The sequence below is a fragment of the Candidatus Aalborgicola defluviihabitans genome, from assembly GCF_016705985.1.
GTDB classification, from domain to species: Bacteria; Pseudomonadota; Gammaproteobacteria; order Burkholderiales; family Burkholderiaceae_C; genus Allorhodoferax; species Allorhodoferax defluviihabitans.
The window spans coordinates 20714-32906 of sequence record NZ_JADJKN010000024.1 but is presented as its reverse complement, the minus strand read 5'-3'; the positions used below and the strand labels follow the sequence as shown (position 1 = coordinate 32906).

General features: G+C 59.6%; 9 protein-coding genes. 2 read left to right on the top strand and 7 right to left on the bottom strand.

The genetic code is table 11. From position 1 onward, the window contains the following. The first annotated feature begins 218 nt into the window (after window positions 1-218). A complete protein-coding gene (locus tag IPI80_RS18925) occupies window positions 219-515 on the top strand; it encodes an energy transducer TonB (protein ID WP_413862656.1) in 297 nt (98 codons plus the stop codon). Here the strand turns inward: IPI80_RS18925 and IPI80_RS18920 are convergent. The 3 genes from IPI80_RS18920 to IPI80_RS18910 form a co-directional block, all read right to left on the bottom strand. Then, on the bottom strand, window positions 502-1638 hold the full coding sequence (locus IPI80_RS18920; protein ID WP_413862655.1) for an acyl-CoA dehydrogenase family protein: 1137 nt from the start codon (window positions 1636-1638) through the stop codon (window positions 502-504). The two genes, IPI80_RS18925 and IPI80_RS18920, sit on opposite strands and share 14 nt — an antisense overlap. 29 nt (window positions 1639-1667) lie before the next feature. Next, complete coding sequence (locus tag IPI80_RS18915; protein ID WP_413862654.1) at window positions 1668-2333, bottom strand: SDR family oxidoreductase; 666 nt, start codon at window positions 2331-2333, stop codon at window positions 1668-1670. Between the two features lie 105 nt (window positions 2334-2438). Beyond that, the gene (locus IPI80_RS18910) at window positions 2439-3620 is read right to left on the bottom strand and encodes an acetyl-CoA C-acyltransferase (protein WP_413862653.1); all 1182 of its coding nucleotides are present in this window, start codon (window positions 3618-3620) and stop codon (window positions 2439-2441) included. A gap of 332 nt (window positions 3621-3952) precedes the next feature. On the opposite strand from IPI80_RS18910, the gene IPI80_RS18905 reads away from it, so the two are divergent. After that, window positions 3953-6190, top strand: coding sequence for an NADP-dependent isocitrate dehydrogenase (locus tag IPI80_RS18905; protein WP_413862652.1), 2238 nt, complete (start codon window positions 3953-3955; stop codon window positions 6188-6190). A 12-nt stretch (window positions 6191-6202) separates the two neighbouring features. On the opposite strand, the gene aceK is transcribed toward IPI80_RS18905, so the two are convergent. From aceK to IPI80_RS18885, 4 genes are all read right to left on the bottom strand, one after another. Beyond that, window positions 6203-8119, bottom strand: coding sequence for a bifunctional isocitrate dehydrogenase kinase/phosphatase (gene aceK / locus IPI80_RS18900; RefSeq protein ID WP_413862651.1), 1917 nt, complete (start codon window positions 8117-8119; stop codon window positions 6203-6205). 62 nt (window positions 8120-8181) lie between these two features. Continuing rightward, window positions 8182-8850, bottom strand: coding sequence for a carbonate dehydratase (can, locus tag IPI80_RS18895; RefSeq protein ID WP_413862650.1), 669 nt, complete (start codon window positions 8848-8850; stop codon window positions 8182-8184). Between the two features lie 21 nt (window positions 8851-8871). Next, window positions 8872-10866, bottom strand: a complete 1995-nt coding sequence (locus tag IPI80_RS18890) for an LTA synthase family protein (protein ID WP_413862649.1) — start codon at window positions 10864-10866, stop codon at window positions 8872-8874. 101 nt (window positions 10867-10967) lie between these two features. Continuing rightward, complete coding sequence (locus tag IPI80_RS18885; protein WP_413862648.1) at window positions 10968-12149, bottom strand: isovaleryl-CoA dehydrogenase; 1182 nt, start codon at window positions 12147-12149, stop codon at window positions 10968-10970. Window positions 12150-12193: the final 44 nt, after the last annotated feature.

Below are 12193 nucleotides of genomic sequence, written 5' to 3'. Positions count from 1 at the left end.
AGCGTAAATCCGATGCCAATGCGAAGCCGCGACCCAAACCAGAAGCCCCTGCTCCAACAGTCCGTAAACCCGAGATACGGAGCACTGCGACAGAATCGCCAGCAATAACCGAAACGGTCAGCACACCCAACGCACAGCCGGCACCAATATCCGCCAGTGCAGTGGTTGCGCCTATTGCTGCCGCATCTGCGCCGGCATCTGCGCCTGCCGCAATACCTGTGCCTGAGGAACATGTGGTCGCTGCAGCGGAAGAAGACGAGGAAGAAGAGCCCCTTCGCGCCATTGCCCAGCCGCAGCCAGAGATTCCGCGCGAACTGCGCACCAGTGTGGTTACCGGGCGTGTCATTGTGGGCTTTACTGTGCAGCCCGACGGCACCGTGGCCGAGGCGGCTATTGTTCGCGCCACCAACCGGCGCTTGAGCAAGCCAGCGCTGGATGCCATATCCAAATGGCGTTTTCAGCCTATCCGCACTGCTCGCGCGGTGCAGGTGGAGATCGAGTTCAACCTGCAGTGAGTGCGCGCTGGATGATGATTTTTTGCACGTCGCTCGTGCCTTCGTAAATCTGGCACACCCGCACGTCACGGTAAATGCGCTCCAGCGGAAAGTCGCTCACGTATCCGTAGCCACCCAGGGTCTGGATGGCGGCACTGCACACGCGCTCCGCCATTTCACTGGCAAACAACTTGGCCATGGCGGCTTCCTTTAAACAAGGGCGTCCGGCGTCGCGCAGTGCGGCGGCATGCCAGATGAGCTGGCGCGCAGCTTCAATCTGCGTGGCGCATTCAGCCAGTCTGAACCCAACCGCCTGGTGGTTGAAGATAGCGGTGCCAAAGCTTTGGCGCTCCTTGGCATAGGCCACGGCCACATCCAACGCACTGCGAGCCATACCCACGCTTTGCGCGGCTATGCCAATGCGCCCACCTTCCAGCCCGCCCAATGCTATGCCGTAACCCTCGCCTTCGCGGCCGATCAGGTTCTCGGCGGGGATGCGGCAGTTGTCAAAATTGATCTGCGCGGTGTCGCTGGAATGCTGGCCCAACTTGTCTTCAATGCGCGCCACCACGTAGCCTGGCGCGGTGGTCGGGACGAGGAAGGCACTCATGCCGCGCTTACCGGCTGACTTGTCAGTGACGGCGATGACGATGGCAACATGGCCGTTTTTGCCGCTGGTGATGAATTGCTTGACGCCGTTGATGACGTATTCATCGCCCTCTTTGACCGCTGTCGTGCGCAGGCTGGACGCATCGCTGCCCACATGCGGCTCGGTCAGGCAGAAAGCGCCCAGCATCTGGCCGTGCGCCAAGGGCACCAGCCACTGCTGTTTTTGCGCCTCGGTGGCGTACTTCATCAAAATGGCATTGACCGGGCAATTGGTCACACTGATCACCGTGCTGGTACCGCCATCACCGGCTGCAATTTCTTCCAGCACCAGAGCCAGCGTGACGTAGTCCAGGTTGGCGCCGCCGTAGCTTTCGGGCACGCAGATGCCGTAGGCGCCCAAGGCGGCCAGGCCCTGGTGGGCGTCTTTGGGAAAGTGGTGCTCTTTGTCCCACTTGGCGGCATTGGGCCAGAGTTCGGCCTGGGCAAAGTCGCGCACGGCATCGCGCACCATCTCTTGGTCTTGGGTCAACAACATGTAAAAGTCTCCTGAATTGCTGTAGTGGCTTACCAGCTTGCCATGGGCTTGCCGTCTATGCCGAAGAAGCGGCCGCTATCCGCCAGTTTCAATTGGGCCAATGTGTTGCGCATGGCGGTCACGCTGTCATACGTCGACAGTGGAGCACCGGTGCCACCCATATCCGTCTGCACCCAGCCCGGCGATAGCGCCGCAAAAATGGCCGCGGGATAATCGTGTTTGGCCGACGCCACTGCCATATTGAGCGCGGCTTTGCTGACGCGGTAAGCCCAGCTATAACTGGACACCACCCCGGCAATGCGGCCCATGTCGCTGCTGATAAAACCAAAGCGACCCTGCGCCGCCTCCACCAGCGGCGCAACTTGCGCAATGGCCTGCATGGCCCCCAACACATTGGTGTGCATCACGTGGTCGAAGTCTGGTTGGGTGGGTGACGAACGGGCATCAAAGCGTGTCATGACTCCGGCGACATACAGCGCAACATCGATCTTCTCGCCGTCCAGTTGCCGGGCCAGGCCGTTGATGCTGGCCGGGTTGGCCACGTCCACGTTGAGCGCAACCGCATCCAGCGCGCGCAGGCGCTCCAGCCCCGCGTCGTCGCGGGCCGTGGCGATCACGCGGTCACCCGCTGTGCGGTACTGCCTCGCAAACTCCAGGCCAATGCCACGGGATGCGCCGATGATGAGGATGTTCATGCTCGTAATACGGTCGGTTCACGCCCTTGAGGGCTGCTACGCCAAGAGACTATTTACAAAATTCACCTCTAGCCCTCATGGAATATACACATGTAGCTATAAAAGTTATAGCATTTCCATCGCCACGGCAGTAGCCTCGCCACCGCCAATGCACAGCGTGGCCAGGCCCTTCTTAAGGCCACGTGCCTGCAGCGCATACATCAGCGTCACCATGATGCGCGCACCGGACGCGCCGATGGGGTGACCCAGCGCGCAAGCCCCACCGTTCACATTCACCTTGTCGTGTGGCACGCCCAGCTCTTTCATCAGTGCCATGGGCACCACGGCAAAGGCTTCGTTTACTTCCCACAAATCCACATCGCCTACTTCCCAGCCGGCCTTGGCCAAAACCTTTTGGGTGGCGCCGACTGGGGCGGTGGCAAACCACTCGGGCTCTTGCGCATGGGTGGCGTGGGCCACGATGCGGGCCAGCGGCTTGCAACCCAGCTTGGCGGCGGTGGATGCCTTCATCATCACCAGCGCAGCGGCGCCGTCGTTGATGGACGAGCTGCTGGCTGCAGTGATGGTGCCGTCCTTTTTGAACGCGGGTTTGAGCGTGGGGATCTTGTCGAGCTTCACTTTGCCTGGACCCTCGTCAATGGACACCACCACATCGCCGCCGCGGCCCTTGACCGTGACAGGCGTGATCTCGGCGGCAAATGCGCCGGACTCGGTGGCCGCCTTGGCGCGCTGCACGCTCGTCGTTGCGAAGGCGTCTTGCTCGGCGCGGGTGAAGCTGTACTTGGCAGCGCAGTCTTCGCCAAAGGTGCCCATGGAGCGACCTGCCTCGTAGGCGTCTTCCAGGCCATCCAACATCATGTGGTCAAAAATGCGGTCGTGGCCAATGCGGTAGCCACCGCGCGCCTTGGGCAGCAGGTAGGGCGCGTTGGTCATGCTCTCCATGCCACCGGCCACCAGCACCTCGTGACTGCCCGCCACCAACATGTCATTGGCAAACATGGCCGCGCGCATGGCCGAACCGCACATTTTGGACAGCGTGACCGCACCGGCGCTCTTGGGCAAACCGCCCTTGAAGCCGGCCTGGCGCGCTGGAGCCTGGCCTTGGCCGGCCATCAGGCAGTTGCCAAACAGCACTTCGGTCACCAGCTCAGGATCAATACCCGCACGCTGCACAGCAGCCTTGATGGCAGCACCGCCCAGGTCGTGGGCGGCCAAAGAAGAAAAGTCGCCCTGAAAAGCGCCCATGGGCGTGCGGGCTGCGCCGACGATGACGATGGAATCCGGCATGCTGGTATCTCCTGAGTTGACGTTTACGTAAACGTCAATTGTGACAGACTTCGGCCTGCACTTGCTGCCCTCTCTGCGACCTCTCGATAGCCGACAGCAGCTACCCGGTTGAAGCGCAAAGTGGTATTCCTCTCACTTTGAAATTCAGAAACACATTTCTTTGACCCGTTTGAAAAAGCGACGACAAAATTCATTGAATTTCGCAATGTGATATTCAATTGCAAAATAATGACCCCAGGTCAGCCGACCGAAAGAAAAGTCGGCCAACATCCCACCTTCGGTGCCAGACTGCGACCCAGCCGCACCTTCCAGAACGATATATGGAGACAGCAATGACAACCCAGCAACCCACCATCATCTACACCCTCACCGACGAAGCCCCGCGTCTGGCTACGGCGTCCTTTCTGCCGATTATTCGTGCCTTTACCGCACCAGCTGGCATCAACGTAACCGAGAGCGATATCTCGGTCGCCGCGCGTGTACTGGGCGAATTTCCTGAGTTCCTGGCTGAAGGCCAGAAGGTGCCCAACACCTTGGCCGAGCTCGGCAAAAAGACCCTGCAAGCAGACGTCAATATCATCAAGCTACCCAACATCAGCGCATCGGTGGGCCAGTTGATCACCTGCATCAAGGAACTGCAAGGCAAGGGCTTTACCATTCCCGATTTTCCGGAAGACCCCAAGACGGACGAAGACAAGGCGATTCGCGCCCGCTACGCCAAGTGCATCGGCAGCTCCGTAAACCCCGTGCTGCGCGAGGGCAACTCCGACCGCCGCGCACCCAAGGCGGTCAAGGAATATGCGCGCAAAAACCCCCATTCAATGGCCGAATGGAGCCAGGCCTCGCGTTCACACGTATCGCACATGCACCGTGGCGATTTCTACAACGGCGAGAAGTCCATCACGTTGGACAAGGCCCGCGATGTACGCATGGAGCTGGTAGGCAAAAGCGGCAAGACGACGGTGCTCAAGCCCCTGACCAAGCTGCTGGACCGCGAGATCATCGACAGCATGTTCATGAGCAAAAAGGCGCTGCTGGAGTTCTACGAAAAAGAAATCAACGACGCCTACAAGACCGGCGTGATGTTTTCGCTGCACGTCAAGGCGACGATGATGAAGGTGTCACACCCCATCGTGTTTGGCCACTGCGTCAAAATCTTCTATAAGGATGCATTTGCCAAGCACGGCAAACTGTTTGATGAGCTGGGTGTCAACGTCAACAACGGCATGGCCAATCTGTACGAAAAGATCGCCACCTTGCCGCAGTCACAGCAGGACGAAATCAAGCACGACCTGCATGCCTGCCACGAGCATCGACCTGAATTGGCCATGGTCGATTCCGCCAAGGGCATTACCAACTTCCACTCACCCAACGACGTGATCGTGGACGCCTCCATGCCTGCCATGATCCGCAATGGCGGCAAGATGTGGGGCGCTGATGGCCGCCTGAAGGACGTGAAGGCCGTGATGCCCGAATCGACCTTTGCCCGCATTTACCAGGAGATGATCAACTTCTGCAAATGGCACGGCAACTTCGACCCCAAAACCATGGGTACCGTGCCCAACGTGGGCCTGATGGCGCAGCAAGCAGAAGAATACGGCTCACACGACAAGACTTTTGAGATTGCGGAAGACGGCGTGGCCAACATTGTGGACATTGCCACGGGCGAAGTGCTGCTGTCCGAAAACGTGGAAGCCGGCGACATCTGGCGCATGTGCCAGGTTAAAGATGCAGCCATTCGCGATTGGGTCAAGCTGGCGGTCAACCGCGCGCGCAACTCCGGCATGCCAGTCGTCTTCTGGTTGGACCAGTACCGCCCGCACGAGGCCCAGCTGATCACCAAGGTCAAAATGTACCTGCACGAGCACGACACCACGGGTCTGGACATCCAGATCATGAGCCAGGTGCGCGCCATGCGCTACACCCTGGAGCGCGTGGTCCGCGGCCTGGACACCATCAGCGCCACCGGTAACATCCTGCGCGACTACCTGACCGACCTGTTCCCCATCATGGAACTGGGCACCAGCGCCAAGATGCTGTCCATCGTGCCCCTGATGGCGGGCGGTGGCATGTACGAAACCGGCGCCGGTGGCTCCGCGCCCAAGCATGTACAACAACTGGTGGAAGAAAACCACCTGCGATGGGATTCGCTGGGTGAATTTTTGGCACTGGCGGTTTCACTGGAAGACCTGGGTCTGAAAACCGGCAACGCCAAAGCTACTGTGCTGTCCAAAACGCTGGACGCCGCTACCGGCAAGCTGCTGGACAACAACAAGAACCCTTCTCCCAAGACCGGCCAGCTTGACAACCGCGGCAGCCAGTTCTACCTTGCCCTGTATTGGGCCCAGGCACTGGCCGCACAGACCGAAGACGCCGCCCTGGCCGCCCAGTTTGCCCCGTTTGCCAAGCAGCTGGCCGACAACGAGCAGACCATCGTGGCCGAGTTGGCGGCAGTGCAGGGCAAGCCGGCCGACATCGGTGGCTACTACCTGCCCGACACCGCCAAGCTCGACGCCGTGATGCGCCCCAGCCAGACTTTGAATGCGGTACTGGCTGCGGCCCATGCGTAACCCGGACTTGGCTTAGTCCTCCAGCGATTCCGGTCGGCCATGCGGCGGCTGGAATCGTTTGTCTTTGTCATACGGAAATACATCGTGCACAAAACCGGCCTGGATGCGGTCTTTGTGGCTCTGCCAAAAGGCCACGTCCAGAAGCTCGCCATGGTGGTGCATGAAGATGGCGCGCACGACCGGGTTGCCTAGCAGGAAGGGACCAAAAGTCTCGGGGAACACGTCGTGCGGGCCCACGTTGTACCAAACTTCGCCGGACATTTCTTCTTCTTCGTTGCGCGGCTCTGGCACTTTTCGGAAGTTACAGTCGGTGATGTATTCAATCTCGTCGTAGTCGTAAAACACCACCTTGCCGTGGCGGGTAATGCCAAAGTTTTTCCACAGCATGTCACCCGGAAATATGTTGGCCGCCACCAGGTCCTTGATGGCGTTGCCGTACTCCACCACACCGCGTTCGATCTGCTCGCGGGCGCGCAGAGCCGGAGGGCTGGTGTCGCTGGCGTTGGCACCTCCAGCATCAAACGCCTCCTGCAGGTAGATATTGAGCGGAATCATGCGCCGCTCGATGTAGACGTGCTTGATAAAAACTTCCAACGTTCCGTCGCCATCACGGTCACTGATCTCCAGCTGGCTAGGGGCAAATTGCTCGATTTCGGCAATCAGTTCATCGGTAAAGCGGGCACGCGGAAAACCCACCCCGCTGTACTCCAGCGTGTCTGCCATTCGGCCCACCCGGTCGTGCTGCTTGACCAACAGATACTTGTCCTTGATTTTCTCGCGGGTGGTGTCTTTTTGCGGCGGGTAATAGTCCTTGATGACCTTGAACACATAGGGAAATGATGGCAGGTCAAACACCAGCATAACCATGCCCTTGATGCCGGGCGCAATGCGAAACTGGTCGGTGCTGTGGCGCAGGTGGTGCAGAAAATCGCGGTAAAACAGGGTCTTGCCCTGCTTGGCCAGCCCCAGTGCGTTGTAGATTTCGTTGCGCGGCTTTCTGGGCATCATGCTGCGCAAAAACTGCACATAGGCCGACGGTATCTCCATATCCACCATGAAGTAAGCCCGTGCAAAACTGAACAGCATGAGGAGTTCATCCTCGCCGTACAGCGCGGCATCAATCACCAGCTTGGATTTGTGAGCGCGGGTGTACTCGGCGGTGTCACCCGCTGCATTGCGGTCATCCGCCAGTTGCCCCACAGGCGGCCACTTGGTGTGCAGGATGGGCAATGCAAACGCGTATTCGTTGAATCCGTTGATCAGCTTGCCAACGACGTAGCAACCCTTGTTCCGGAAAAAAAGCCCGGTGAGCACCTGGATCTGGAAGTTGGCGCGCAGCTTGGCGTCCCCCAGGCGCTCCATCATGGTGTCGCCCACCAAGGCGGCGTAATAGTCCAGGCTGTCAAAGGGGCGCTGCAGGTCAAAGTCGGTCACCATCTGTGCCAGCACGGTGTGCATGGTTTCGCGCGTGGGGTAGTACGAACGGTAGGTGGGGCGCTTCTCGGATTCGTCGTTCTCGATGTACTCGGTGCTGACCGCCGGGCGCACAAAGATAAAGTCGTTTTGAAAATAGCTGCGGTGCAGGATCTTGGTGGTGACCGAATTGAAAAAAGTCTCTGCCAGTTCGGGCTGGTGGTGATTGACCAGCAGCCCGATGTAGTGCAGCTTGATCTGCTGCCAGATATCCATGGACAGCTCACCGGCCTTGAACTCGCGCTCCAGCCGGCGCGAACACTCTTTCACCCGCAGGTCATAAAACTCGATGCGCTCGCGCTGGGCCCGCTGCTGACCGTGCCAGTCGGCTGTCTCGAAGCGGTGCTTGGCGCGGGCGGATTCGGTACGGAACAACTGGTAGTGGCGGTTGAAGCCAGCCATCATTGCCTTGGCGATGTCGTAGGCAACGGAGGAGTCCAGGCGCGTTGGAAACATAATCGCTATTATTTTAATAGCTGTTTACGTATATTTGACGAGGGCTAGAGGCTAATTTAGCATCAAGCCGTACCGTGGCGCGGTGTCAAACGGATACCCGCCAACGCCTCACGGTACAGCGCGTCCAGGCTGTCGGTACCACTCACGGTCATGTGCAAATCCTGCAACAGGCCGTCTTGCAGACCGTAAACCCAGCCATGCAGGGTCACATCCTGACCGCGGGCCCAGGCATCTTGCATGACAGTCGTCTGGGCCACATTGACCACCTGCTCCACGACGTTGAGTTCGCTCAGCGCTGCAGCGCGACCGTGCTCCGGGATCACGTCCAGAATGTCGCGGTGGCGATCGCGCACATCCTGGACGTGACGCAACCAGTTGTCGGCAAGGCCGATACGCGCACCTTCCAGTGCGGCTCTGACGCCCGAGCAGCCGTAGTGGCCAACGACCATGACATGGGCCACATTCAGCCGCTCCACCGCAAACTGGATGGTGGACAGCGCGTTCAGATCCGAGTGCACCACCAGATTGGCCACGTTCCGGTGCACAAACACTTCGCCCGGCTCCAAACCCGTGATCTGGTTGGCGGGCACCCGGCTGTCAGAGCAGCCAATCCACATGTACTTCGGGTTTTGCTGCGTCGTGAGCTTGGTAAAAAACCCAGGCCGCTCGGCTTCCATGCGGGCCGCCCAAGCGCGGTTGTGGTCAAAGAGGCCACTGAGTTTTGTTGACATGGAGTCCTTTCAAACAGGGTTTCATTTTTTCAGTGAACTGCGCACATTCCAGTCCAGCAGGCCAAAGCGTGCGCGCTCCTGCTGGTCATCCGACGCATTGAACTGGCATTCGCCCGCAGCTGGCTGGGCGCCGGGCGGTGAGCTGCAGGCAAACGAGGCCTTGTTGCCCAGTTGCCACTGGCCCTGGGCATTGCGGGATTCACCCTGAAAAAACAGGGTGCGTGGCGCATCCATGGGTGTCGCCTGCGGCGTGCGCAGCAGGTTCCGCCCGGCGTTCACGTAAGGGCCGTTGACCCCGATCAGCGGCAACAGGGTATTGAACATGTCGCGGTGGCTGGCCGGCAGGGCCTGCTGCGGGCCACACTGCAGGCCTTCACCCCAGATCACAAACGGCACCTGGCGTTGCAGATAACGCCGGGCCGGTTCGGCATACATGCCAAAGGAACGTACGTTGTGGTCGCCCGTAGCGGCGACGATGGTATTGCTCTTGAGCGGGCCGCTTTGAACCGACTGCACAAAACCGCCCAGCAGGTCGGCCGCGTAGTGGTAGGTATCCAGGTTGAGCAGCAGGGTGTCAGAACTGGTCTCGCCCTTCCATAGGCTCATGTCGCGCGGCACACGGTGGTAATCGGCGGGCAGGTCGTAGGGCGGGTGGTTGGTGCTGGTGAGCACAAACACGAACAGGGGCTTGTCTTTGGGCTGCGCCGCAAGGCGCTTGTCCAAGTACTTGAACACATAGCTATCCCACACGCCCCAGATACCCAGGGTGGCGTCGGGGTAGGACTCTTTCAGGTTGTTGGCGTCCACCACCTCGTCAAAACCCTGCACCGCCAGCACGCGGTTGAGGTCGCGCCAGCCGGAGCGCGCCGAGGTGACAAAGAGCGTCTGGTAGCCCGCATCTTTGATCACCTTGGGAATGGACCAGGGAATAGGCTTGCGCCCCACATCGCCCATGGTCAGCGGAGTAATGGGAGTCGAGAACAAAATCGCCTCCAGCGTCGGGTGGGTGCCAGGCTGGGCCGAGTCGAAGTTGCTGAAGTGGCAAGCCTTGGTCGGGTCCATCAGCGTAGGTGCCAGGCGGCCGAGCACATCAAACTGGGACGACTGGTAGAGCAACGGCTCGGCGCTCCACGACTCCATCAGGAAGAAGATCAGGTTCTTTTTGGGTGTACCTGGTGGCAGCGGTTCATGCGCCGTCAGGGCGGCCTTAACTTCAGCCTCGCTGCCATGCCGCAGGCCCAACGCTTCGGCGGCAGCCAGGGGCGAATTAAAGCCCATGGCTTTCAGCCCGACCAGCGGGTTTTGCAAGTTTTGCGATTGGCCCCGGCTGTCCCAAGCGTACTTCAAAGCGATGGGACCATTGGGAACCATGTCATTCAAAAAGGGCGAGGTGGTCACTGTCAGGTGCTGGCGTTGCAACGCCATCTCGCGAAGGGTTCCCTTGCCGGCAAACACCAATGCAAAAAATACGACGATGGCCAGCGCCAACTGAATAGCGATGTGGCGCGACTGCAGCACCGTATCCGGCCGCAGTCGGCGCAGCAACACACGGTGCAGCCATACCGAGCCGGCGGTCAATGCAAGTGCCAGCAAAAGCGTCCATATCACCGGAAAATCGTGCCAGATGGTTTGCAGCACAGCGGAGGTGTCGTCCTCCACCACGCCAAACACCAGGGAATCAATCGGTGTCTTGTAAAAACCGAAGTAGTGCAGGTTGACCAGCGACAGCATCACATACAAAAAGGCCACGCCCGTCGCGATGCGCCCCTGCACCTTGCCCGAGACCCAGGGCAGCACCAGCAACAATAAAAAACCGGCCACTGCGCTGACCTTGAGGTCGAAGCGAAAGCCCTGCACCACCACACTGGCCAAGTCGGTGGTGGAGACGTGAAAACCGGTGGGCCAAAAGTAGGCCAATTGCCCCAGCCGGATCAACGATAGCGCCAGCACCAATGGCACCACCAGCACCCAAGCTCGGAAAAGTCCACGCAGGAGGCCGTGGACAAGGGTAGTCAATGTGCGGGCAATCGCTGGTTTCATTAAAACGATTCGTTAAACGCGGGTCGATGTTTCACCGCAGGGCTCCACACGAAGTGGGCAACCGTGGGGGCTACACCCTACATTGTCTCAGCGAACAGCTCCCGGCCAATCAGCATGCGGCGAATCTCGCTGGTGCCCGCCCCAATTTCGTATAACTTGGCGTCGCGCCACAGGCGCCCCAGCGGGTATTCATTGATGTAGCCGTTACCGCCAAAGATTTGCACTCCCTCCCCGGCCATCCAGGTGGCTTTCTCTGCGGTCCACAGAATGACGGAGGCACAGTCCTTGCGCACCTGGCGCACGTGCTCAACCCCCAACAGGTCCAGGTTCTTGGCCACGGTGTAGGCAAAAGCACGGCCAGCCTGCAGCACGGTATACATGTCGGCCACTTTGCCCTGGATGAGCTGAAACTCACCAATGCTCTGGCCAAACTGCTTGCGGTCATGGATGTAGGGCACCACGTTGTCCATCACCGATTGCATGATGCCCAGCGGACCGCCAGTCAGAACGGCTCGCTCATAGTCCAGACCGCTCATGAGCACCTTGGCGCCGCCATTGACTTGGCCCAGCACGTTGGCGTGTGGCACTTCGACGTTGTTGAACACCAGCTCACCGGTGTGACTGCCGCGCATGCCCAGCTTGTCGAGCTTTTGCGCGATGGAAAAACCTTTCATGCCTTTTTCGATCAAAAAGGCGGTCACGCCCCGCGCACCGAGCTCGGGTTCGCTCTTGGCGTACACCACCAGCGTATCGGCGTCGGGCCCATTGGTGATCCACATTTTGTTGCCGTTCAGCAAGTAGTAGCCACCTTTGTCTTCGGCCTTGAGTTTCATGGACAGAACGTCAGAGCCAGCGCCCGGCTCACTCATGGCCAATGCGCCCACATGCTCACCGCTAATCAGCTTGGGCAGGTACTTGGCGCGCTGCGCGTCGGTGCCGTTGCGCTTGATCTGGTTAACGCACAGGTTGCTGTGTGCGCCGTAAGAAAGGCCCACGCTGGCAGACGCCCGCGAGATTTCTTCCATGGCAATCATGTGCGCCAGGTAGCCCATGTTGGCGCCGCCGTATTCCTCGCCCACCGTAATACCGAGCACGCCCAAGTCGCCCATCTTGCGCCACAGGTCCATGGGAAATTGGTCAGTTTTGTCGATCTCTGCTGCGCGTGGTGCGATCTCGGCTTGCGCAAATTCGTATACGGCATCGCGCAGCGCGTCGATGTCTTCACCGAGTTGGTAGTTCAGTCCGGGCAGGTGGCTCATGGGAATCTCCTTGTTGCTGTGTGTAAAGGGGGAGGATTGAAATG